At 72.8% G+C, this 22,507-nt stretch carries 20 protein-coding genes; 7 read left to right on the forward strand and 13 right to left on the reverse strand.

The window, feature by feature from the left end; translation table 11 throughout:
• Positions 1-113: 113 nt before the first annotated feature.
• From efeU to QI554_RS03075, 4 genes are all read right to left on the reverse strand, one after another.
• On the reverse strand, positions 114-971 hold the full coding sequence (efeU, locus tag QI554_RS03060) for an iron uptake transporter permease EfeU (RefSeq protein WP_281465500.1): 858 nt from the start codon (positions 969-971) through the stop codon (positions 114-116).
• A 244-nt stretch (positions 972-1,215) separates the two neighbouring features.
• Positions 1,216-2,487, reverse strand: a complete 1,272-nt coding sequence (locus tag QI554_RS03065; RefSeq protein ID WP_281465501.1) for a ribonuclease D — start codon at positions 2,485-2,487, stop codon at positions 1,216-1,218.
• Between the two features lie 168 nt (positions 2,488-2,655).
• Positions 2,656-3,327, reverse strand: a complete 672-nt coding sequence (locus QI554_RS03070) for a response regulator transcription factor (RefSeq protein WP_281465503.1) — start codon at positions 3,325-3,327, stop codon at positions 2,656-2,658.
• A 218-nt stretch (positions 3,328-3,545) separates the two neighbouring features.
• Entirely contained in the window at positions 3,546-4,163 is a 618-nt protein-coding gene (locus tag QI554_RS03075) for a DUF3000 domain-containing protein (protein WP_281465505.1), read from the reverse strand.
• Positions 4,164-4,351: 188 nt separating this feature from the next.
• On the opposite strand from QI554_RS03075, the gene hemE reads away from it, so the two are divergent.
• Complete coding sequence (gene hemE, locus QI554_RS03080) at positions 4,352-5,359, forward strand: uroporphyrinogen decarboxylase (protein ID WP_425527907.1); 1,008 nt, start codon at positions 4,352-4,354, stop codon at positions 5,357-5,359.
• A gap of 138 nt (positions 5,360-5,497) precedes the next feature.
• Here the strand turns inward: hemE and QI554_RS03085 are convergent, their stop codons facing one another.
• The gene (locus QI554_RS03085) at positions 5,498-6,442 is read right to left on the reverse strand and encodes a DUF4349 domain-containing protein (protein ID WP_281465509.1); all 945 of its coding nucleotides are present in this window, start codon (positions 6,440-6,442) and stop codon (positions 5,498-5,500) included.
• Positions 6,443-7,362: 920 nt separating this feature from the next.
• Here QI554_RS03085 and hemG point away from each other — a divergent pair.
• The 3 genes from hemG to QI554_RS03100 all read left to right on the forward strand — a co-directional run bounded on the left by hemG (position 7,363) and on the right by QI554_RS03100 (position 10,396).
• Positions 7,363-8,874 (forward strand): protoporphyrinogen oxidase, encoded by a 1,512-nt coding sequence (gene hemG / locus QI554_RS03090; RefSeq protein ID WP_281465511.1) that lies wholly within the window; start codon positions 7,363-7,365, stop codon positions 8,872-8,874.
• 64 nt (positions 8,875-8,938) lie between these two features.
• Positions 8,939-9,685, forward strand: a complete 747-nt coding sequence (gene hemQ / locus QI554_RS03095) for a hydrogen peroxide-dependent heme synthase (protein ID WP_281465513.1) — start codon at positions 8,939-8,941, stop codon at positions 9,683-9,685.
• Positions 9,686-9,910: 225 nt separating this feature from the next.
• A complete protein-coding gene (locus tag QI554_RS03100; RefSeq protein ID WP_281465703.1) occupies positions 9,911-10,396 on the forward strand; it encodes a methylated-DNA--[protein]-cysteine S-methyltransferase in 486 nt (161 codons plus the stop codon).
• A gap of 27 nt (positions 10,397-10,423) precedes the next feature.
• On the opposite strand, the gene QI554_RS03105 is transcribed toward QI554_RS03100, so the two are convergent.
• The 8 genes from QI554_RS03105 to QI554_RS03140 all read right to left on the reverse strand — a co-directional run bounded on the left by QI554_RS03105 (position 10,424) and on the right by QI554_RS03140 (position 18,101).
• Positions 10,424-10,987 (reverse strand): DUF4291 domain-containing protein, encoded by a 564-nt coding sequence (locus QI554_RS03105; RefSeq protein ID WP_281465515.1) that lies wholly within the window; start codon positions 10,985-10,987, stop codon positions 10,424-10,426.
• An 895-nt stretch (positions 10,988-11,882) separates the two neighbouring features.
• Positions 11,883-12,380 carry an SCO6045 C-terminal-like domain-containing protein gene (locus QI554_RS03110; protein WP_281465517.1) on the reverse strand — a complete coding sequence of 166 codons (498 nt, stop codon included), beginning with the start codon at positions 12,378-12,380 and terminating at the stop codon, positions 11,883-11,885.
• Positions 12,377-13,294 carry an MbnB/TglH/ChrH family RiPP precursor modification enzyme gene (locus QI554_RS03115; protein ID WP_281465705.1) on the reverse strand — a complete coding sequence of 306 codons (918 nt, stop codon included), beginning with the start codon at positions 13,292-13,294 and terminating at the stop codon, positions 12,377-12,379. Before QI554_RS03115 ends, QI554_RS03110 begins: the two co-directional genes overlap by 4 nt.
• Positions 13,294-14,400 (reverse strand): TIGR04222 domain-containing membrane protein, encoded by a 1,107-nt coding sequence (locus tag QI554_RS03120; RefSeq protein ID WP_281465518.1) that lies wholly within the window; start codon positions 14,398-14,400, stop codon positions 13,294-13,296. The genes QI554_RS03115 and QI554_RS03120 overlap by 1 nt, the downstream gene beginning before the upstream one ends.
• 152 nt (positions 14,401-14,552) lie before the next feature.
• Positions 14,553-14,984, reverse strand: a complete 432-nt coding sequence (msrB, locus tag QI554_RS03125) for a peptide-methionine (R)-S-oxide reductase MsrB (protein ID WP_281465520.1) — start codon at positions 14,982-14,984, stop codon at positions 14,553-14,555.
• Between the two features lie 110 nt (positions 14,985-15,094).
• A complete protein-coding gene (murC, locus tag QI554_RS03130) occupies positions 15,095-16,516 on the reverse strand; it encodes a UDP-N-acetylmuramate--L-alanine ligase (protein WP_281465522.1) in 1,422 nt (473 codons plus the stop codon).
• Positions 16,517-16,628: 112 nt separating this feature from the next.
• Positions 16,629-17,111 carry an indole-3-glycerol phosphate synthase gene (locus QI554_RS03135; RefSeq protein WP_281465524.1) on the reverse strand — a complete coding sequence of 161 codons (483 nt, stop codon included), beginning with the start codon at positions 17,109-17,111 and terminating at the stop codon, positions 16,629-16,631.
• A 108-nt stretch (positions 17,112-17,219) separates the two neighbouring features.
• Positions 17,220-18,101, reverse strand: a complete 882-nt coding sequence (locus QI554_RS03140; protein WP_281465526.1) for a pyrimidine reductase family protein — start codon at positions 18,099-18,101, stop codon at positions 17,220-17,222.
• A 31-nt stretch (positions 18,102-18,132) separates the two neighbouring features.
• Here QI554_RS03140 and zapE point away from each other — a divergent pair, with 31 nt between their 5' ends.
• The 3 genes from zapE to QI554_RS03155 all read left to right on the forward strand — a co-directional run bounded on the left by zapE (position 18,133) and on the right by QI554_RS03155 (position 22,412).
• Complete coding sequence (gene zapE / locus QI554_RS03145; RefSeq protein WP_281465528.1) at positions 18,133-19,263, forward strand: cell division protein ZapE; 1,131 nt, start codon at positions 18,133-18,135, stop codon at positions 19,261-19,263.
• 177 nt (positions 19,264-19,440) lie between these two features.
• Positions 19,441-20,325 carry a PPK2 family polyphosphate kinase gene (locus tag QI554_RS03150; RefSeq protein WP_281465707.1) on the forward strand — a complete coding sequence of 295 codons (885 nt, stop codon included), beginning with the start codon at positions 19,441-19,443 and terminating at the stop codon, positions 20,323-20,325.
• Positions 20,326-20,651: 326 nt separating this feature from the next.
• Positions 20,652-22,412, forward strand: coding sequence for a cholesterol oxidase substrate-binding domain-containing protein (locus QI554_RS03155; RefSeq protein ID WP_281465529.1), 1,761 nt, complete (start codon positions 20,652-20,654; stop codon positions 22,410-22,412).
• Positions 22,413-22,507 lie beyond the last annotated feature (95 nt).

Raw genomic sequence — 22,507 nt, forward strand, 5'->3', positions numbered from 1 at the left:
CGGGGTTGCGGGGGGGGGCGGGGGGGGGGGGGGGGGGGGGGGGGGGGGGGGGGGGGGGGCGCCCCCCCGGGGGGGGGGGGCCCCGGGGGGGCCCCCCCCCCCTTCCGCGTTGTTCAGGACTGCGGCGCGGCCTCGGCGGCCGGCTGCTGCGCGGCGGCCGGGGCGGGCTTCGCCTTCGGCTTGTGGAACAGGAACACCGCCATGACCGGCACGAGGTAGAGCGCCCAGACGGCGACCTGCATGACCGTGGGGTCGGGCTGGAAGTTGAAGATGCCCTTCAGCAGCGTGCCGTACCAGCTGGTCGGCTCGATGGTGTCGGAGATGTCGAACGCCTTGTTCTGGATGCCGGGCAGCCAGTCGGCTTCCTGCAGGTCGTGCACGCCGTACGCGAGCACGCCCGCGGCGACCACGACGAGCGCGCCGCCGGTCCACGTGAAGAACTTCGCCAGGTTGATCTTCACGGCGCCCTTGTAGAAGAAGTACGCCAGCACGACCGCGGTCGCCAGGCCGAGCGCGACGCCCGTGAGCGGGTCGGTGTTCTCGCCCGTGGCGCGGACCGTCGTCCACACGAACAGCGCGGTCTCCAGGCCCTCGCGGCCGACGGACAGGAACGCGGTGAGCACGACGGCGCCGGTGCCCATCGCGACGGCGGCGTCGAGCTTGCCGTGCAGGTCGGTCTTCAGGTGCCGCGCGGTGCGGCGCATCCAGAAGATCATCCAGGTGACCAGACCCACCGCGATGATCGACAGCGAGCCGCCGAAGGCCTCCTGCTGCTCGAACGTCATCTCCGCCGACCCGAACTCGAGCATCGCCCCGAAGCCGAAGCTGAGGGCGACCGCGGCGCCGACGCCGACCCAGACGGGCGGCAGCTTCTCGCCGCGGCCGGTCTTGACCAGGTAGGCGACGAGGATGCTGACCACCAGGGCGGCTTCGAGCCCTTCGCGCAGGCCTATCAGGTAGTTGGCGAACACCGCGTTCTCCTCGGGGGGCGTCGGCGTGGTGCACGGCGACGGAGAAATGGTCAGTAGGCAGTCAGTAGGCAGCCACTAGGCATGAATTAGGCAAGCCTTACCAAATCACCTGTCGTGAGGCCACGTCAATGTGCGGGACCTCACGAGGGGACGGCGACCCGTCAGCCGGTACCGGACGCGACGACGGACGGGTCGCGGGGGACCCGTCCGTCGTCGGTGCTTCGGTGCTTCGGTGCTCGGTGTGTCAGGCGGTCTGGCCGCCGTTGGCCGTCGGGCCGTGGGCCGCGATCCGCAGGAACGCGCCGGACAACGCCGGGGCGGTCAAGCGGATCTGCCACTCGCGGGCGTGCTGGGCGCGCAGCGCGGTGGCGACGGCGTCGACCGAGGGGGCGGACGGCGGGGTCCACGCGAGGCGCCGGACCGCGTCCGGGGCCAGCAGGTTCTCGGTCGGCAGGCCGTGCTCGTCGGCGATCGCGGCGACCGCGGTCTTCGCGGCGGTGAGCCGCTCCGCCGCGGCCGGGTCCTTGTCGCCCCAGGCGCGCGCGGGCGGCGGGCCCTCGTGCGGCAGCGTGGACGGCGGCAGCGCGTCGTCCGGCACCGCGCGGCCCGCCTCGATCGCGGCCAGCCAGGCGGCCGACTGGCGGCGGCTCTCGCGTCCCGTGAAGCCCGGCAGCGCGAGCAGCGCCGACATCGACGCGGGACCGGCGAGCGCGGCCTCGACGATCGCCGAGTCCGGGATCACCCGGCCGGGCGAGACGTCCTTGCCGCGCGCGATCTTGTCGCGGGCCTCCCACAGCGCCCGGACGATCGCCAGCTGGCGGCGGCGCCGCACCCGGTGCAGGCCCGAGGTGCGCCGCCACGGGTCGACGCGCGGGGTGGGCGGCGGGGCCGCGGCGATGGCCGCGAACTCCTCCAGCGCCCAGTCGAGCTTGCCCTGGCCGGCGAGCACCTCTTCGAGGCGGTCGCGCAGTTCGACGAGCACCTCGACGTCCAGCGCGGCGTAGCGCAGCCACGGCTCGGGCAGCGGACGGGTCGACCAGTCGACCGCCGAGTGGCCCTTCTCCAGCGAGAACCCGAGCACCGTCTCGACCATCGCGCCGAGGCCTACGCGCGGGTACGCGGCGAGCCGACCGGCCAGCTCGGTGTCGAAGATGCGGGTCGGCGTCATGCCGACCTCGGCGAGGCACGGCAGGTCCTGCGACGCGGCGTGCAGCACCCACTCGGCGTCGGCGATCGCGGCCCCCAGCTCGGACAGGTCGGGGCAGGCGATCGGGTCGATCAGCGCTGTGCCCGCTCCCGCGCGGCGCAGCTGGATCAGGTAGGCGCGCTGGCCGTACCGGTAGCCCGACGCCCGCTCGGCGTCCACGGCCACGGGCCCGTCGCCCGAGGCGAAGGCCGCAACCGTCCCGGCGAGGGAGTCGGGGTCCGCCACAACCGGCGGGACGCCCTCGCGGGGTGCCAGCAAAGGGACCGGCGCCGGCTGTTCGGAAACGGTTTGTTCGAAAGCGTCGGTCACCTTTACAAAATACGCCGAAACCCCGGCAGGCGATGACGCTGCCTGCCGGGGACCCGGCGTGTACGCCCGGTTTGCACCGGTACGGCCGCCCGTGCGCGCCGACGATTTCCGGCGCGTCGCGGTAGGAGACGGTCGGGCGGCCCTGCGGCCGGCCGCCCAACCCAACGGTCAGCTGATGATGCCCGCCCGCAGCGCCAGGGCGACCATGCCCGCCCGGTCGCCCGTACCCATCTTGCGCGCGATGCGCGCGAGGTGGCTCTTGACGGTCAGCGCGGACAGGCCCATCGCCTGCCCGATCGCCTTGTTGGAACGGCCCTCGGCGACCAGTCGGAGCACCTCGATCTCCCGTGCGGAGAGTTCGCGGCAGCCCGAGGTCGGGTCCGTTCCGTTGTGGTCGGGGCGGAGCCGCCCCGCGGCGGACATGCCCGCCATGCCCGTCATACCCGCCTGCCGTGCGTGTCCCGGTGTCAATCCCGCCCGCGCGCCTGTGACGACGTAGCCCCTGACCCCCGCGGCGAGCGCGGAGCGGACGGCGCCGATGTCGTCGGCGGCGGACAGCGCCAGACCGTTCGGCCAGCCGCAGGCCCGCATCTCAGTGAGCAGGGCCAAGCCGGAACCGTCGGGCAGGTGCACGTCGGCGATGCACAGATCGCGCGGCGTGCCGGCACGGGATCGAGCCTCGGCGATGGTGGACGTCCCGACGACGTCGCGCACTCCGAGGGCCCACAGGTGGCGGATGACGGCGTCACGGACCCTGGGGTCCGCGACGACGACCATCGCCGTGGGCTTGGACGAACGGTAGGCGAGCAGGTTTGCGGGGTGATCGAGAAGTACCGACACCGGGCCTCCTGCACAGTGATCGCGATTCCCGAGAAGCGGCCGGTGCTTGCTCCATCGGGGTGGTCACTGTGTCCTTCGGCAGATCCGCGCTCGGCCTTTAGAAGAAGATCGAAATCAATGATCGGATGCTTGCTGCCGGTTTTTCCGGGATCGGGGGACCCGGTGGGGTTCACGGCGTTTCGCCACCCCGACGAAGCCGGGCGAACGGTACGCTCCGCTCAGCGCTCGCGCAGCGCGGACCGCGACGGCATGGGAACCACGCGGTCACCGCCCTCCTCGCCGGGCGTCGGCTCGGGCGGCACCGGCGGCAGCCCCGCGCATGTGCACAGCAGGTCGACCCATGCGCGCAGATGCTCCGCGAGGTCGTCCCCGACCGGCGTCCACGACGCGCGGATCTCGATCTCCGTCCGCGCGATCTGGCCTTCCAGACCGCCGAAGCCCTGCGAGGTCGCGCGGCTGACCGTGCCGCTCGGCGCGACGTACCGCGCGCCGTGCGTGTGCAACGCCTCCGTCAGCCACGTCCACCCGACCTCGGGCAGCAGCGGATCGGTCGCCATCTCCGGCTCCAGCTCGGCGCGCGCGAGCGTGACGAAGCGGAACCTGCCCTCCCACGCCTCGTGGCCGTCCGGGGCGTACAGCAGCACGATGCGCCCGCTGCCCAGGTCCTCGTCGTCGACCACCACGTCCGCGGACCACGCCGCGGAGAACGGCGCGAGGTTCCGCGGACGCGGCATGTCCTCCAGCACGACCTCCGGACGCGGCGCCGCCGCCCGCATCTTCTCCACCGCGCGGCGGAACTCCGCGGGCTCCTCGGTTTCGCCGACTGCTGGTGCCATGACCGGCAGCGTATGTGCGGCGCCGTGGCCAGCCGAGGAGGCGCGCGGGCCGTGCGAGGATGGGCCATGTGACTGACCCGCGCACTTCCGGACCGACGCCGTCCGACGCAACGCCCGCCGCACCGACCGTCAGCTCCTCGGCGGCCACCTCCAGCGCCGTCCCGGACGCCGTCCGCGACTCGGCCTTCCTGCGCGCCTGCCGCCGCGAACCCGTGCCGCACACGCCGGTGTGGTTCATGCGCCAGGCCGGGCGCTCGCTGCCGGAGTACCGCAAGGTCCGCGAGGGCACCGCGATGCTCGAGTCCTGCATGCTGCCGGACCTCGTCACCGAGATCACGCTGCAGCCGGTGCGACGGCACAACGTCGACGCGGCGATCTTCTTCAGCGACATCGTGGTGCCGCTCAAGGCGATCGGCGTCGACCTCGACATCAAGCCCGGCGTCGGGCCGGTCGTCGCGCACCCGATCCGGTCGCGGGAGGACCTCGCGCAGCTGCGCGACCTGACGCCCGAGGACGTCCCGTACATCACCGAGGCGGTCGGCCAGCTCACCCGCGAGCTCGGCGGCACCCCGCTGATCGGCTTCGCGGGCGCGCCGTTCACGCTGGCCAGCTACCTCGTCGAGGGCGGCCCGTCGAAGAACCACGAGTTCACCAAGGCGATGATGTACGGCGCCCCCGACCTGTGGGCCGAACTCCTCGACCGGTTGGCCGAGATCACCTCGCAGTTCCTCACCGTGCAGATCGAGGCGGGCGTCGCCGCCGTGCAGTTGTTCGACTCGTGGGCCGGTGCGCTGTCCGCGGCCGACTACCGGGCGTCGGTCATGCCGGCCAGCGCCAAGGTGCTGTCCGCCGTCGAGGGCTACGGCGTGCCGCGCATCCACTTCGGCGTCGGCACCGGCGAACTCCTCGGCCTCATGGGTGAGGCGGGCGCGGACGTCGTCGGCGTCGACTGGCGCATCCCGCTCGACGAGGCCGTGCGCCGCATCGGCCCCGGCAAGGCGGTCCAGGGCAACCTCGACCCGGCCGTGCTGTTCACGCCGGAGGCCGCGATGCGGGCCAAGGCCGACGAGGTGCTGGCCGCGGGGCGCGCGGCGGAGGGACACGTGTTCAACCTCGGCCACGGCGTCCTGCCGAACACCGACCCGGAGCGGCTGACCGCGCTGGTCGAGTACGTGCACGAGGCTTCCGCGCGGTAGTCCCTCACGACGTGTGGACGCGCCGCCGGGCCCGGGCCGACCGTCCGGGCCCGGCGGGCGGGGGGGGGGTCCACCCGCCGGCGGGGCCGCCGCGCCGGGGCCCGCGGGCCGACCGTCCGGGCCCGGCGGCGCGTCCGGTCAGTCGTCCTCGGGTTCGACGCCCGGGGACTTGCTTGCGGACGGGGGCTCGGACGGCGGGGCGGGAGCGGCCGACGCGGCGGGAGCTGCGGACGGCGCGGCGGCGGGCTGCGCCGCGGGACGGGCCGCCGGGACCGGGCCCCACCGGTAGACCGGATCCGCCTCGACCTTCGCGGCCGCCGCGGCACGCGTCGTGCGCCACGCCGCGACCACCCGCGCCAGCGGCCTGCCGAGCCTCCGGTGCAGGAACCACAACGCGAACGCCAGCAGTCCGAACGGCAGTACGGCCGCCACCACGACGAGCAGCACCTCGACGGTGACCACGAGCCCGTGCCAGCCGGCCTTCAACGCACCGAGCACACTGTCGCCGAAGCCGTCGTCGTCGGACTCCTTCGCCTTCGCGGGCGCGGCCGGGGCGGGCCTCGGGTCGACGCGCAACGTGATCGTCGACAGGTCGGACTGCGCGCTCAGCGACTCCTGACGCTTCAGCAGCGCCTCCAGGTCGGACTCGCGCTTCGTCAGCTCGCTTTCCAACGACACGATCTCGCCGAGACTGGTCGCCTTCGCGAGCAGGTCGCGGACCCGCTCCACACTGCGCCGCTGCGTCTCGACGCGGCTGGCGACGTCCACGACCTGGTCGGTGATGTCGGTGGCACCGCGGTTCCGGGCGGTGACCGTGCCAAGGGCGCTCAGTCCGTCAAGGACCTTGTCGAACTGGCCCGGCGGCACCTTGAGCGTGAGCGTCGTAGACGTGCTCCACTCCGCATCGCCCGCACCGCCACTCGGCTCCGCCGTCGCGGACTTGCCATCGCGCTTGGCCGTGACCGGAACCCGGGTCGTCTGCTCGCCCGCGATGAGCCCGTTCACCCCCGCGACGAGCGACCGCGCACTGGCCGCCGCCTGCTCCGGACTGTCCGCCTCGATCCGCAGATCGGCCGTCAGCACGAGCTTCCGCTGCGCGGGAGCCGGCTCCCCGGCCTTGTTCCCGACGGCCGCCCCGCCACCGGCCCCCGTAGCCGGAGCCCCAAGCTGCGGAGCCGCCGAAGGCGCGGCGACGGCAGGCCCTCTTGCCGCCGACGTGTCACTGGCCTTGTCGTCGGCCCCGCCGGAACACCCGGCCACCAACACCACGACCCCGACAACCGCAACGAGCCCCGGCACGCGTCTGGACATGATCCCCCCAAGAAGTCCCGAAAATCCGACACCCAGTCCGCAGTCTGACGGCCGCCCCCACCAACGGGTTCCGCCCGAAGCCCCGAAGCAACACAACCGAGTCCCGCCCGAATGCCCCCTGTGACCAGCGTGTTCACAGGGAAACCACCCCGTGGCCACCCCGTAACCGACAACGGCGGTGACGCGAGTGTGACGCGAACACCCCCTAATGAGGGAGTTCTGGTGATTCGCATACGTGACGGCAAAGTGATGGGGGGTCGAGGCCGTGCCCCCGCCCGAGTCAGCAGGCGCGGCCCCACGCTGGAACGACCCCCGGCAGCGCAACAAACCCCAGCAACAAAACCCGCCCGGAACCCCAAGCGAAACCGCAGCCCGGCAGCGCAGCGCCAGGAGCGGTGAAGCAGAACCGCAAAACGAAGCAACACCGCAGCCCGGCGGGGAAACGAAACAAGCGCATCCACACCCCGCGCCCCTCCCGCCAGGTGCGAGATGGTTCAGCGCGGACGGCCCGCGGGTCAAGCCGCAACAGGACAAGGCCCCATGACCAAGCGCTGGCAGGAACGGCTTGAGGCGCGGGCCGTCCGCGCGGAAAATCAAAAAGCGGGAGGGGCGTCAGGCCACCACCGAAAACCAGGTCAGGAACGGTGCAGCCAAGAACCAGCCCCGTTCCGGCCACATGAGACAGTGGGCTTATGCGTACCACTGACGGTGCATCCGTTGCACCGGTGCATCACGTTGTCGTCATCGGGGGCGGGATCGCCGGGTTGGCCGCAGCGCATGCGTTGTGCCGCGACGGTGGGGCCGGTGTGCGTGTGACCGTCCTCGAGGGGGCACGTCGGGTCGGGGGCAAACTGTCGGCGGTCGAAATCGCCGGCGTCCCCGTCGACGAGGGGGCCGAGTCGATGCTGGCGCGGCGGCCGGAGGCCGTTGGGCTGGCGCGTGAGGTCGGCCTCGGCGGGGATCTGCTCTCGCCCGCGACGGCGAAGGCCGCGTTCTGGACGCGTGGGGCGCTGCGGCCGATGCCCAGCGGGCACATTCTCGGGGTGCCCGGGGACCTGACGTCGTTGGCGGCCAGCGGGGTGTTGTCGGCAGCCGGGCTCGCGCGGATTCCGATGGACCACGCGTTGCCGCCGCATCCGTACGAAGACGACGTGACCGTCGGAGACTTCGTCTCGTCGAGACTCGGGCACGAGGTGGTGGACCGGCTCGTCGAGCCGCTGCTGGGCGGGGTGTACGCGGGGGACGCGTACAAGATCTCGCTGGAGGCGGCCGTGCCGCAGCTGGTGCCGATCGCGCGGGGCGGCGGGTCGTTGTTGGCCGGGGTGCGGGAGTTGCTGGACAAGGCGCCGGATCCGGAGACGGCCGGGCCGGTGTTCGCCGGTATCCGTGGTGGTGTCGGGCGGCTGCCGGGGGCAGTCGCGGCGGCGGTCGAGGCGCGTGGTGGCGTGGTGCGGACCGGGGCGACGGTGCGTGCGCTCCGGCGTACGCCGGAGGGGTGGCAGCTCGTCGTCGGCGAGACGAGGTCCGCCGAGACGGTCGACGCCGATGCTGTGGTCATCGCGGTGCCGGCGGCACCCGCGGCCCGGTTGTTGGCGCCGCACTCGCACGTCGCGGCGGTGGAGCTCGGGGCGATCGAGTACGCGGGCATGGCGATCGTGACGATGGCGTTCCGGCGGAGTGAGCTGCCGGAGGACATGCCCGGCAGCGGTTTCCTCGTGCCGCCGGTGGACGAGCGCCGGATCAAGGCGAGCACGTTCGCGAGCAACAAGTGGTCGTGGATCGCCGCCGCCGACCCGGACGTGTTCGTGCTGCGCACGTCCTTGGGCCGCGCGGGCGAGTCGGCCGCGCTGCAGAAGGACGACGCGGACCTGGTGGCGGACTCGTTGGCCGACCTGCACGAGGCGGTCGGCCTGACCGCGCTGCCCGTCGACACGCGCGTCACCCGGTGGGGCGGCGGTCTGCCGCAGTACGCGCTGGGCCACCGCGGCCGGGTGGTCTGCGTGGAGGACGCCGTGGAGCGGCTGCCCGGGCTCGAGGTGTGCGGGGCGGCGTACGACGGTGTGGGCATTCCGGCGTGTGTGGCGAGCGGGGAGCGGGCGGCGGCAGCGGTGCTCGCGGAGCTGGCCTCGCCGCGTCGGCGGGCCGGGCAGGCCGCGGGGCAGCCGTACACCGGTACGGGTGACGGCTACGACGACCCGGTCTGACCGCGCCGGGGGACACGCGGGGCCCTGGTAAGGGCGACCTGACCCGGAGGGGGACAATCGGAGCATGACTGACGCGACCACGCAGGACCCCGACATCCCCCAGACCACCCCCGAGCGGGTTCCGCCGCGCCGCAAGGCACGCGACCTCAACGAGGTCATCCGCTACACCATGTGGTCGGTCTTCCGGCTGCGCGGCCCCCTCCCCGACGACCGGCTCGCGATGGCGACCGAGGTCGACGCGCTGTTCGAGCGGCTGCTCGACAAGGACGTGGTGGTCCGCGGCACGTACGACGTGTCGGGCCTGCGCGCGGACGCGGACGTCATGGTCTGGTGGCACGCGGAGTCGTCGGACGAGCTCCAGGAGGCGTACAACCTCTTCCGCCGCACCGCGCTGGGCCGGCTGCTGGAGCCGGTGTGGTCGAACATGGCGCTGCACCGCCCGGCGGAGTTCAACAAGAGCCACATCCCGGCGTTCCTGGCCGAGGAGACGCCGCGCAACTACGTCGCGGTGTACCCGTTCGTGCGCTCGTACGAGTGGTACCTGCTGGACGACGGCGAGCGGCGCCGCCTGCTGGCCGAGCACGGCCAGATGGCGCGCGGCTACCCGGACGTGCGCGCCAACACGGTGCCGTCGTTCGCGCTGGGCGACTACGAGTGGATTCTGGCGTTCGAGGCCGACGAGCTGTACCGGATCGTCGACCTGATGCGCCACCTGCGCGGCTCGGAGACGCGCCGGCACGTGCGCGAGGAGGTCCCGTTCTACACGGGCCGCCGCCGCGCGGTCCTGGAGCTGCTGACCGGTCTGGCGTAGCGCACCGCGAGGTCCGAAAACCGCCGGTCCCGGCCCGCGCGGGGCGGCAGCATGGTCGGTGTGGAAGACCCCACCAGCTCAGAAGGCACCGCCGGTACCGGAAGGAACCACGCCATGCACACGGACACCCTCATCCAGGACGTTCTGCCGCTCACGGTCGAGGGTGCCGTCGCGGCCGCGCCCGTGGCGGCGCTCGGGCCGGCCGAGTTCGCGGCGCCGCTCGACGTGGCGCCGTACTACACGGTGGTCGGCTCGCCGGTCGGCGAGCTGCTGTTGGTCGGCGACGGGGCGTCGCTCACCGGGCTGTTCATGCTTCCGGACGCCAAGTACGTGCCGGAGGTCGGCGCGGAATGGCGGCGTGACGCGGCGCCGTTCGCCGAGGTGGAGCGGCAGCTGGAGGCGTACTTCGCGGGCGAGCTGCGGGTCTTCGACCTGCAGCTCGCGCCGCGGGGCACAAGTTTTCAAAAGGCGGTGTGGCGCGAGCTGACGACGATTCCGTTCGGCGCCACCACGTCGTACGGCGCGCTCGCCACCTCGCTGGGCTCGCCCACCGCGTCCCGCGCGGTCGGCGCGGCCAACGGCCGCAACCCGGTCTCGATCATCGTGCCGTGCCACCGCGTGATCGCCTCCAACGGCGCGCTCACCGGCTACGCGGGCGGCCTCGACAAGAAGCAGCGGCTGCTGGCCCTGGAGCGCGGGCAGCGCGGCTGAACTCCCGCGCGGGCGGCCGGGCGTGGCCTAGTCCATGCCCAGCCGCCGCGCGGTCGCCTTCGGCACCGGGTAGTCGCGTTCCGGCGGCATCAGCGGACGCGCCTGCGCGGCCCGGCCGCCGCGCACCAGGTCGGCGACGCGCCGTACGGTCGGCGTCATGTCGGTGATGCCGACCACCCACTCCTCGGCGAACTCCCGCACCAGCGTGCGCCCGACGCCGATCTGGATGCTGTAGTGGTTCAGCGCGGCGCCGCGCAGCGACCGCTCCGGGTCCCACTGCACGTGCACCTCGGCGGCGGCCAGCCGGTCCGGGTCGGACGTCGTCGGCACGGCGCGCGCGAGCACGCCGTCCCACGCGTGCCGTGAGATCCGCACGGCGAGGATCCGCTCCTGCCCGGGCTTGCGCGCCCAGTTGCTGCGGTGCATCAGCCACAGGAACGACGGCTTGATCCACGTCATGCGCCCGAACGAGAACGGCGCGACGAACCGCTGTGCGGCGAGCGCCGGTTCGGCGATCGAGGCCGAATAGGCCTGGTACACGACGATCGAGGCACTGTCGAAATCGGCCCGGACCGCCCGCTGTTCGGTCATGACCGGCACGATGGCAGGCGTGTTGCGGTTGCGGCGAGGGGATTTCGCTGGCGCTTCGCCGCGGTGGCGGGGACTGCGCCTGCCTGCACCGTCGTGGCGGGGACTGCGCCTGTCTGCACCGTCCCTGACCTGCACCGCGGTTGGCGGCCTCCCGCCCCTCCCGCTTTTGGATTTTCGCGCGGCCGTCCCGCGCGTCAAGCCGCGGTGGACCTGCCGCGGTTCAGGTGGCCTGGGACGGGGTTGTGGGGGCGGCTTGACCCGCGGGCCGTCCGCGCTAACGACCTTGGCAACTAGCGGGAGGGGCGGGGGGTGTGGCGCCGCGTCATTTCGCTTCGCGCTGCCCGCCTGCGGTTCACGTGGGGTGGCGGGCGCGGGGCCTGGAGCGTGGGGTGCGCGGCCTGCCCGGTGCCCGGGCCCGCCCCGCGCCACCAGGCCACCAGGCCATCGGCCCCATATTGAAAACAATGTTCAAAAGAACCAAATGGCCACCTGGTGGCCATTTGGTTCTTTTGACGCGAAGTCAATAGGGGCTAAGGCGCCCTTATGCCCGAATGTGAACCGATATGCACCTCGCGAAGCCCGGCTGTTCCGGGTTGCGACTCGTCAAAATCGGCGCGGGCACCACGCTGGGACCGCAGGCGAGCAGCGCGAAGTGACGTGACGCGGCGCCACACTCCCCGCCCCTCCCGCTAGGTGCGAGGTGTTCAGCGCGGACGGCCCGCGGGTCAAGCCGCCCCCTTGACCTCACGCCAGGCCACCTGAACCGCGGCAGGTCCACCGCGGCTTGACGCGCGGGACGGCCGCGCGAAAATCAAAGAGCGGGAGGGGCGGGAGGCCGCCAACAGCGGGACAGGCCAGGGACGGTGCAGGCACCGGAAGTCCACAGGGCGACGGGTCAGGTCCAGCGGGGCCTGTCGGTGTGGTCCGGGCGGGGGCCGGGCAAGACGGCGCGCAGCCGCCTGAGCAGGCCCGGGCGGTGGGCGTGCTCGGTGGGCTGGTGCGTGTGCGGCTCGAGGAGCGTGGCGGCGGCCTCGGGCAGTCGGCCCTCGGTGCGCAGGTGCTCCGCGAAGGCGGCGGCGTCCGCCCGGCTGCCCCCCTCGGCGGGCTTGGGGTGGGTACTCGCCCAGACCGTGAACTCCTTGGGCCACAGCTCGGCTTCGGTGAGTTCGGCGACAAGGTCGGGGGAGGAGCGGGCGACGGACTCGCGGCGTTTGGCGGCCAGCGAGAGGACCTGGATCCCGACCCGGTCGGCGTCGAAGCCGTCCGGCACGGGCCCGCCCGCGACGAGGGCGGTGAGGAGTTCGGTCTGCCGGCGCGCGAGTTCGGCGCGCAGGTCGTCGACAGCGGAATCCGCCGCCTCGACCCGGGGCGCCGGAACCGCGTCCGCGCTCATGCCGCGCTCTCCACTCGGCTCGCCGCCGAGTCCCCCACCCGCTGCGCCACCCGTGTCCGCGTCTCCGCCCGGTCGACCACGTCGCGGATGGCGGCCAGTTCGGCCTCCAGCTCGTCGGTCGGCGGGTAGTTGGCGTCGCGTTCCAGGAGGATCGCGGGCGGGACGTGGCGCTCGCACAGCAGCGCCAGCACGTCCAGGACCTCGGCCGTCACCGGGTGCGCGTGCGTGTCGTGCCATACGCCGTCCCGCATCAGGCCGCCGGCGACGTGGACGTACGCCACGGCCTCCAGCGGCAGCGCGTTCAGCGTCGCCGCCAGGTCGATGCGGTGGTTGACCCGCTCGGTGTGCAGGTTCGCCACGTCCACGAGCAGCGCCACGCCGGTGCGTTCGACGAGTTCGGCGAGGAACTCGCCTTCGGTGAGCTCGTTGTCCGGCCACGTGATCAGCGTCGCGGGGTTCTCCAGGGCGAGCGGCACCGGCAGCAGGTCCTGCGCGACGCGGATGTTCTCCGCGACGACCCGCAGCGCGTCGCGGGTGCGCGGCACCGGCAGCAGGTGGCCGGCCTCCATGCCGCCCGCGCGGACGAACGCCAGGTGCTCGCTCACCAGCGGTGCGCCCAGCCCTTCCGCGACCTCGGCGAGCCGGGCGAGGCGCGCCGGGTCGGGGCGGTCCGCGCCGCCGAGGCCGAGCGAGACGCCGTGCGGCACCACGGTGGTGCCGCGCTCGCGCAGCGCGCGGAGCGACTCGGGCAGGTGCCCCGCGCACACGTTCTCGGCGATGACCTCGACGAAGTCCACGCCGGCGAGGCGTTCGACGGTCAGGTCGATCTCGGGGCGCCAGCCGATCCCGACCGCGGCCGGCGTCCCCCCGCCGAACGCCGCCGCGGTCACCGGGGCCGCCTTCGCCGCACTCATCACGACGACCCGCAGGACGAACCGCAGGAGGAGCCGCACGAGGACGACGAACACGACGAGGACGAGCACGAGGAGGAGGAGCAGGACGACGACGAGCAGCTCGACGACGACCCGCACGACGACGAGGAGGAGCAGCTCGACGCCCCGCACCCGCCGCCCTTGAAGCCGTCCGAGCACGACGCCGACCCGCACCACGACGCCGATCCGGAGTCGGAGCCGCTGTCGGACGACGCGCACGACGGACCGGAGTCGCCCCCGCCGCAGCCGTCGCCGCCGCCCCCGTCGCCCGCCCCGGCGATCGCGCGCACCCGCTGCTCGCGGAAGACGTCGCGCAGGTCGGGGTCGGTCAGCCGGGACAGCCCGTAGACCGCGAGCAGTCCGAGCCCGGTGGCGCCCGCCGCGGTGCGGCCGAGTCCGGTCTGCAGGTTCACGTCGGTGCGCAGCCGCCGCACATGGGTCAGGCCCTGTCCGGTGACGCGGCTGTTGGGCCGCAGCGCGGTGACGACGGTGAGGATGATGCTGTAGGCCAGCCCGAAGATGTGGGTGAACAGCGCGAGGAGGAACGTGCCGACGTGGGCGTCGGCCGGGTCGTCGTGGCTCGAGAACATCAGGATCTGCGTGAGCAGCGAGGCCACCGTGATCGGGATGCTGACGCGCGCCAGGATCTTCGCGACGCGCTTCGCGCCGCCGTCGTTGGGGCGGCGGATCAGCCCGGCGGCCAGCAGCCGGTCGCCGATCGCCTGGACGCCCGCGCTGCGGGCGCCCAGCAGGCGTACGGTCGACAGCCGCGCGGTGCCGCCGCTGCGGGTGACCGCGAGGAGGACGCCGTGCGTGACGGCGTCGGCGGGGCCGCGGCCGGTCGCGGTGACCGTGCCGTCGCGGCCGATGTGGATCGCGCCGCTGGTGCGCAGCGCGAGGATCGCGAGGTCGGCGACGCGCGGCGGGCCGCCGCACAGGAAGGCCGCCTCGTAGACGTCGAGGCGGTCGACCCTCGGTACGGGTCCTGACCGCCTGCCACGCGCGCGTCGGACGCCCGTGACGACGAAGAACAGCGTCACGAACACCATCCACGCGACATACGCGCCAAGTGCGATGCTCGGGTTCATATTCGTTGTGTACCGCGCCGACGGGCGATCCCGTCACTCGGGGGGCGGATTCGATGGGTATCCCTCGAAACGGGCCCGCGCGCAACCGCGCGGGGCCCGTCCAGGCGTCCGTGATCGGACGCCGAACCGCTCCCGTGGGAGCTACCGGACCGTCAGGCCTCGGCGTCGTCCGCCGGCTCCAGGCGCATGCTGATCGAGTTGATGCAGTAGCGCTGGTTGCGCGGCGTGTAGCCCTCGCCGTCGAAGACGTGGCCCAGGTGCGAGCCGCAGTTGGCGCAGCGCACCTCGGTGCGGACCATGCCGTACCCGCGGTCCTCGCGCAGCTCGACCTTCTCCGGGTCGGCGTAGTCGAAGGACGGCCAGCCGCAGTGCGAGTCGAACTTGTCCTGCGAGCGGAAGAGCTCGGCGCCGCACGCGCGACAGCTGTACACGCCGACGGTCTTGGTGTCGGTGTACTCGCCGGTGAACGCGCGCTCGGTGCCGGCCTCGCGCAGCACGTGGTACTCCTCGGGGGAGAGCACCGACAGCCACTCGTCGACGCTCTTGACCACGTTGTACTTCGGGGTGCCGGGTGTGGTTGTCATGTCCACATCCAACACCGGGAGACCCGGCCGCGTTCCCGCGGCCGGGTCCCTGGGTGGTTACGGAGTGCGAACGTGCGCCGGGCCCCGGCGAGGGGCCGGGCCGGCCGCGGTCAGCGCTGGTTGATCGCCTCGAGGATCTCGGGGCCGAGCAGCGTGACGTCGCCCGCGCCCATGGTGAGCACGAGGTCCATCGGCCGGGCGATCCGGGCCACGACGTCGGCGACCTCGGACCAGCTGTGCTCCATGCGCACCAGGCCGCCGTGGTCGAGCGCGCTGTGCGCGACGATGTGGCTGGTGATGCCGGGCTGCGGGTCCTCGCGGGCCGCGTAGATGTCCATGATCAGCGCGATGTCGGCGGCGGCGAGCGCGCGGCCCATGTCGGTGCCGAGCTGCTGCGTGCGGCTGAACAGGTGGGGCTGGAACACCGCGATGACGCGGCCCGCGCCGACCGCGCCGCGCGCGGTCTCCAGGTCGGCGGCGATCTCGGTGGGGTGGTGCGCGTAGCTGTCGACGACGCGCACGCCGCCCGCCTCGCCCTTGAGCTGGAAGCGGCGGCGCACGCCCTGGTAGTTGCCGAGCGCGGTGCCCATGGCGTCGGTCTCGAGGCCGAGCGCGCGGCCGACGGCGAGCGCCATCACGGCGTTCGAAGCGTTGACCCTGCCCGGCACCGACACGGTGAAGACGTGCTCCCCGCCGGCCTTCCCCACCCGCACGGTGACCTTGCTCGCCAGCCCCTGCGGCTCGATCTTGACCAGCTGGAGGTCCGCCTCGTCGCGCTCGCCCACGGTGACCACGGTGAGCTGGGGCGCCGACACCGCGAGGCGGTCGCGCAGCGCGAGCGCGCCGGAGTCGTCGGCGGACAGCACGAGCGTGCCGCCGGGGACGATGCGGTGCGCGAACGTCTCGAACGAGTCGAGCACCTCGTCGAGCGAGGCGTAGTTGGCGTGGTGGTCGAGCTCGACGTTGAGCACCACCGCGACCTCGGGCGCGTACTTGTGGAAGCTGCGGTCGCTCTCGTCGGCCTCGGCGACGAAGATCTCGCCCTCGCCGTGGTGCGCGTTGCTGCCCGCCTCGTTCAGGTCGGCGCCGATCGCGAACGACGGGTCCAGGCCGAGCGAGGTCAGGCTGACCGCGAGCATGCTCGTGGTGGTGGTCTTGCCGTGCGTTCCGGCCACCGCGACCGCGCGCCGGTTGTCCATCAGGCGGGCGAGCGCGTCGGCGCGGTGCACCACGGGGATGCCGCGCTCCTGCGCCGCGACCAGCTCGGGGTTGTCGGCGCGGATGGCGCTGGAGACCACGACGCAGCTGGCGTCGCCGAGGTTGGCGGCGGCGTGCCCGACGTGCACCTGGCAGCCGAGCGCCCGCAGGGCGAGCAGCGCGGTGGACTCCTTGGCGTCGCTGCCGGCCACCTTGGCGCCGCGGATCGCGAGGATCTTGGCGAGGCCCGACATGCCGGCGCCGCCGATGCCGATGAAGTGCGGGCTGCCCAGGTCGATCGCGGGGTCGCTCACGGGGGCGTCGGGGGCGGCCATCTGGGCTCCTTGGTACGGCGGTCGGGGTGTGCGGTGGTACGGCCCGCCAGGGGCCGGGCGCGCGCCGCGGGCGGACGCGGGCCGGTTTCGGGGACGATTCTGCCCTAGTCGGCTACTCCGGCGTGCTGTGCGCGAACAGCTTGAGGACCGGGACGCCGACCTTGTGCCGGGCCCGCGAGGCCCAGTCGCGGTGGAAGAACTCCTCGATGAGGTGCGGGTCGGTCAGCACGATGACCTCGTCGGCGGAGTGCCGGTCGACGACGTCCGCGAGGATCTTGAGCGGGTCCTCGCCGGGCGCGGTCTCGCCGACCGCCTGGGCGCCGGCGGCGCGCAGCGCGGCGACGCTGCCGTCGAGGGTGCGGCGCAGGACGTCGGGGCCGCCGTCGGCCGGGTCGTGCTCGCGCTCCAGCTCCTCGGCGGCCTCGTCGAGGCGGACGAGGGCGACGTCGTCGAGGGCGCGTACCAGCCGGTGGTGGTCGGCCTTTCCGGGGAGCACGACGACGAACGAGACCGGTGTGTCCTCGTGGAGGGTGGTGACCAGGCGGACGTCCGCCTCGTCCATGACCTTCTCGATGAGCAGGACGACTGTGTACACGCCAACTCTCCTCGGTTGCTCGGGGCCGTGCACCGGTGGCTCGGCCGGTCGGGCCGGTGCCGCCGCCACCACGATGCCAGCCGGAAGGGCGGTTGGTGTTGATTGCCGCTAACTATTGATGTTGCGGACGTATCGGGCGAAAAGGAACCCGTCCTCTTCCAGAAGTGTGTGCAGTTCCATCGACTGTGGAAGCTTCCCGTCGGAACCGATCGGCGAAACGGTCGGCGTGCCGACGGGCGCACCCGCGGGCGTACCGGCAGGTGTACCGCCGCCCGCGGCCGGTACGGCCGGGCTCGCCACGGTCATGCGGGTCGCCGTACCCCCGGCCAGCTGCGGGCTCAGTGCCAGGCACAGCTCGTCGAGCCGCCCCGACTCCAGGAGCTGGCCGAGCAGGTGCGGCCCGCCCTCGGTCAGCATGCGCGTCCAGCCGCGCGCCGCGAGCGCGTCCACCGCGGCGCCGGGGTCGACGCCCGACGTGCCGGGCGCACCCGCGATGATCACGTCGGCCGCCTTGCGGGCCGCCGCCAGCCGCTCGGGATCCGCGTCGGGCCCGGTCAGCACGACCGTCGGCACCACGGCCTCGGTGAACAGCGGAGCCGTCAGGTCCAGCGCCAGGCTGCGGCTGACGATCGCGATCACCGGCACGGGGTTGCGCCCTGCGGCGACGCGTGCGGGCGCGTACGCGGGCTTCGGCTGAGGCGGCCGGTACCCCTCGGCGCGCACCGTCGAGGCGCCGACGATCACCACGTCGGCGAGCCCCCGCAGCACGCCGAAGATCCGCTTGTCGGCGGGGGAGGAGAGCCCCGCGGAGAGCCCGTCGCCGGCCTGCGCGGCGCCGTCCAGGCTGGTCACCATGTTGGCGCGCAGCCACGGCCGGCCGGCCGCGACGATGTGCGCCGGGTACGCGTACGCCTCCTCCAGATCGATGTCCGACTCGGTCTCCGGGCCGCCGTCGGCGGGGCCCTCGGGCACGGGAAGCAGGCGTCGCATGCGGTCGAGTTTCGCACGCCCCGTAGGCTTGATGACCGTGTCCAACGTGTCTCCGGCGAGTCCGGTCTCCCCGTCGACGTCCGCGGCCGCCGTCGCGGTGAGCGAGCCGGTCTCCCTCGTCGAACGCCTCCCCGTCGTGCCCGCCGAGCGGATGGTGGCCGAAATGGTCCCCCCGCCGCGCTTCGACGGCGTGCGCTTCGGCACCTACATACCCGATCCGACGCAGCCCAGCCAGGCCGCCGCGGTCACCCGGCTCGAGGCGTTCGGCGTCGCGCTCAACGCCGCGAACGGCTCCGGTGAGCCGGCCCGCAAGCGGTGGTTCCGGCGCGGCCCGCAGACGCCGGCCGCGCCCGCGTACAGCGGCGTGTACCTCGACGGCGGCTACGGCGTCGGCAAGACGCACCTGCTGGCCTCGCTGTGGCACGCCGCGCCGGCGCCCAAGTCGCTGTGCACGTTCGTCGAGCTGACCAACCTGGTCGGCGCGCTGGGCTTCCAGGAGACGGTGCGGGCGCTGTCCGGGCACCGGCTGCTGTGCATCGACGAGTTCGAGCTCGACGACCCGGGCGACACCGTGCTGGTGTCGACGCTGCTGGGCAAGCTGGTCGACGCCGGGGTGAAGCTGGCCGCGACCTCGAACACGCTGCCGGACAAGCTCGGCGAGGGCCGCTTCGCGGCGGTCGACTTCATGCGGGAGATCCAGGGCCTCTCGGCGCACTTCGAGTCGCTGCGGATCGACGGCGACGACTACCGGCACCGCGGCCTGCCGCAGGCGCCCGCGCCGGTCGCCGACGACGACGCCGTCACCGCGGCCGCGCACGGCTCGGCGATCGGCGGGGCCGCGCTCGACGACTTCCCGGCGCTGCTCGGGCACCTGGCGCGCGTCCACCCGAGCCGCTACGGCACGCTCCTCGAGGGCGTCCACGCGGTCTTCTGGCGGGGCGTCACCCCGGTCACCGACCAGTCGACGGCGCTGCGGCTCGTCGTGCTCGCCGACCGCATGTACGACCGCGAGATCCCGATCGTCGCCTCGGGTGTGCCCTTCGACGCGCTGTTCTCCGAGGAGATGCTGCACGGCGGGTACAAGAAGAAGTACCTGCGCGCCATATCGCGACTGGTGGCGATGGCGCGGGACGGCGCCGAGCGCGTCCCCGCGGCGGGCTGACCGTCCGTTCGTCCCCCGATCGGCGCGCCCGACCTGCGGAAGCAGCGCCGATCGGGGAGGATCGCAAGGACGTTCGCGATCCGTCTGCCGGTGGAGGGCCGAAGCGTGGGCAAGAAGTCGGGTGCCAAGAAGGCCGGCAAGGCGTCCGAGAAGGCCGCGCACCGGCCGGCGTCCCCGCTGCTTCGGGTGGTGCACGGCAGTGTCCCGCCGGCTCCCGCGCACGTCGGCTCGGTGCGGGACGTGCTGCGCCTGCACGGCGGCGCGATCGACCTCGCCAAGGCCGACGCACGGGCCACGCCGCACGCGCCCGGCGGCAAGCAGGAGGCGCTGGCGGACATCGCCGCCATGGAGCCGCGGCTGGCCGAGCTGCAGGAGCGGCTGTACGCGCAGGCCGTCGCGGGCGGTTCGCGCAAGCGGCTGCTGTTGGTGCTCCAGGGCATGGACACCTCGGGCAAGGGCGGCGTCGTCAAGCACGTCATCGGCCAGTTCAACCCGTCCGGCTGCCAGATCCACGCGTTCAAGGCGCCGACCCGTGAGGAGCTGGCGCACCCGTTCCTGTGGCGGGTCCGGCAGCAGGTTCCGGCGCCCGGCATGATCGGCATCTTCGACCGGTCGCACTACGAGGACGTCCTGATCGTCCGGGTGCGCGAGCTCGTCTCGCGCGGCGTGTGGTCGCGGCGGTACGCGACGATCAACAAGTTCGAGGAGGCGCTGCACGACGACGAGGTCACCGTCGTCAAGGTGTTCCTCCACATCTCGTACGAGGAGCAGCGCGAGCGCCTGCTCGAACGCCTCGACAACCCGGACAAGCACTGGAAGTTCAACCCGGGCGACATCGACGAGCGCGCGGTGTGGCCGGCGTACGAGGAGGCCTACGAGGCGGTCCTGCAGAAGTGCACGACCGACATCGCGCCGTGGTACGTCGTGCCCGCCGACCGCAAGTGGTACCGCAACTGGGCGATCAGCCGGCTGCTGCTCGAGCACCTCGAGGAGCTCGACCCGCAGTACCCGCAAGGGCACTTCGACGTCGCGGGGGAGCGGCGCCGGCTGCTGGAGACCTGAACTCCCGCCGTTCATAAGGCGCGTCAGGCCTCGGCCGAAAAACTTGACACGTGTCACCAGATTTTCCCGGTGCCGCCCCGTTGACTTGTCCTGGGCCCGGTCCCACCCTGGCGAACCGGAGCACGCGGTTCCGAAAGAGATCTTCCCGCGGCTCCGCGCACCGCCGCACTCCCGTTCCTGCACCGCCCGCTCCCACGTCCGTGGAGCGGTCCGTCAGCGGCACGAACCGGAACTGGATCTTGTACTTCCGTTTGATCGCCCGGCGGCGGCGACCGCCCCGCGACGCGGTGATCCGGCCCGGTCAGAACAGGGGAGGGGGAACATCCATGTCCGAAGACACCAGGACGCCGGAGACCGAAGGCGAGGGACTCTCACCGGGTCGTCGCGCGGTCCTCGGCGGTCTGGCGGGCGCCGCGGCGCTCACCGCCCTGCAGTGGACGCCGGCCTTCAGGGTCGGTACGGCGGACGCCGCCGTCCCGGCGCCGCCGAGTCTGCCGTCCGGCATCACCGCCTACCTGCAGGCCTACCGCAACTGGTCGGGCGGCATCCGCGTCGACGACGTGTGGACGTGCGCGCCGAACACCCCGGCCGACGTCGTCGCGCTCGCCAACTGGGCCAAGGCCCAAGGCTGGACGCTGCGTGCGAAGGGCTTCAGCCACAACTGGTCGCCGCTCATGATCCAGCCCGGCACGCCCACCAACATCCTGCTCGTCGACACCACGCAGCACCTGACCGCGGTGACCGTCAACGCCGGGTCGCCGGCCAGCGTCACCGCGCAGACCGGCGTCTCCATGGAGTCGCTGCTCGGCACCCTGGAAGCGTCGGGGTACGGCGTCACCGCGACGCCGGCGCCCGGCGACATCACCCTCGGCGGCGCGCTGGCCATCGACGGCCACGGCACCGCCGTCCCGAAGACCGGCGAAACCCTCACCGCGGGCCACACGTTCGGCAGCCTGAGCAACCTGGTGGTGTCGCTCACCGCCGTCGTGTGGGACAGCGGCAGCAGCCAGTACGCGCTGCGCACCTTCCAGCGCAACGACCCGGCGATCGCCCCGCTGCTGGTCGGCCTCGGGAGAACCTTCGTCACCGAGGTCACCCTCAGAGTCGGCGCGAACAAGCGGCTGAGATGCCAGAGTTACATCCACATCAGCGCCGACGCGATGTTCGCCTCGCCGGCGACGGCGGGCAGCGACTCGTTCGCGTCCTGGGTCGACCAGGCGGGCCGCGTCGAGGCGATCTGGTTCCCGTACACGAGCGTGCCGTGGCTGAAGGTCTGGTCGGTCGCGCCCAGCAAGCCGTTCTTCGCCAAGCAGGTCAACGCGCCGTACAACTACCCGTTCAGCGACTTCCTGTCGCAGGACGCCGCCGACATCCTCGGGCAGATCACCGCGGGCTCCTACGGGCTGACCCCGACGTTCTGCAACACCCAGATGGGCGTGGTCGGTTCGGGCCTCATCGTGACCGGGTCCTGGGACATCTGGGGCTGGTCGAAGAACCTGATGCTCTACATCAAGCCGACCACCTACCGGGTGACCGCCAACGGATACGCGATCCTCACCAAGCGCGCCAACATCCAGAAGGTCGTCAACGAGTTCTACACCTACTACAAGAACGCCCTCGACACCTATGCGGCACAAGGCCGTTACCCGATGAACGGCCCCCTGGAGATCCGGGTGACCGGGCTCGACAACCCGGCGGACGCGCAGGTCGCCGGGGCCGTCACCCCGACCCTCTCGGCGATCCGCGGCCGGTCCGACCACCCCGAGTGGGACGTCGCGGTGTGGCTGGACATCCTCACCGTGCCCGGCACCCCCTACAACGAGCAGTTCTACCGCGAGACCGAGCAGTTCGTGCTCGGCAACTACTCCGGCACGTACGCCATGGTGCGGCCCGAGTGGTCGAAGGGCTGGGGCTACAGCGGCACCGCGGCGTGGTCCGACCCGACCATCCTCGGCACCACCGTGCCGAACATGTACCGCACGGGCGTCCCGGCCGGGAGCAACTGGGACAGCGCCGTGTCCGCCTTCAACCAGTACGACCCGTACAAGGTGTTCTCCAACGGGTTCCTGAACGGGCTCCTCGTCTGACGACGGGCCCCCTCGTCCGCCGGCGGGTGTTGTCAGCACGGGGGGGGACGCCCCCCGGCGGACCACCCCCCCGGAGCGCGGCGCGAGGGTCAACG

It is taken from the genome of Yinghuangia seranimata, from assembly GCF_029953285.1.
In the GTDB taxonomy this organism is placed as follows: domain Bacteria; phylum Actinomycetota; class Actinomycetes; order Streptomycetales; family Streptomycetaceae; genus Yinghuangia; species Yinghuangia seranimata.

Coding starts and splice junctions, on each gene's coding strand:
- QI554_RS03075 (WP_281465505.1), bottom strand. CDS start 4,163: ATGGCACCAGCAGTCGGCGAAACCGAGGAGCCCGCGGAGTTCCGCCGC.
- hemG (WP_281465511.1), top strand. CDS start 7,363: ATGCGTACCACTGACGGTGCATCCGTTGCACCGGTGCATCACGTTGTC.
- hemQ (WP_281465513.1), top strand. CDS start 8,939: ATGACTGACGCGACCACGCAGGACCCCGACATCCCCCAGACCACCCCC.
- QI554_RS03105 (WP_281465515.1), bottom strand. CDS start 10,987: ATGACCGAACAGCGGGCGGTCCGGGCCGATTTCGACAGTGCCTCGATC.
- QI554_RS03110 (WP_281465517.1), bottom strand. CDS start 12,380: ATGAGCGCGGACGCGGTTCCGGCGCCCCGGGTCGAGGCGGCGGATTCC.
- QI554_RS03115 (WP_281465705.1), bottom strand. CDS start 13,294: ATGAGTGCGGCGAAGGCGGCCCCGGTGACCGCGGCGGCGTTCGGCGGG.
- QI554_RS03120 (WP_281465518.1), bottom strand. CDS start 14,400: ATGAACCCGAGCATCGCACTTGGCGCGTATGTCGCGTGGATGGTGTTC.
- msrB (WP_281465520.1), bottom strand. CDS start 14,984: ATGACAACCACACCCGGCACCCCGAAGTACAACGTGGTCAAGAGCGTC.
- murC (WP_281465522.1), bottom strand. CDS start 16,516: ATGGCCGCCCCCGACGCCCCCGTGAGCGACCCCGCGATCGACCTGGGC.
- QI554_RS03140 (WP_281465526.1), bottom strand. CDS start 18,101: ATGCGACGCCTGCTTCCCGTGCCCGAGGGCCCCGCCGACGGCGGCCCG.
- zapE (WP_281465528.1), top strand. CDS start 18,133: ATGACCGTGTCCAACGTGTCTCCGGCGAGTCCGGTCTCCCCGTCGACG.
- QI554_RS03155 (WP_281465529.1), top strand. CDS start 20,652: ATGTCCGAAGACACCAGGACGCCGGAGACCGAAGGCGAGGGACTCTCA.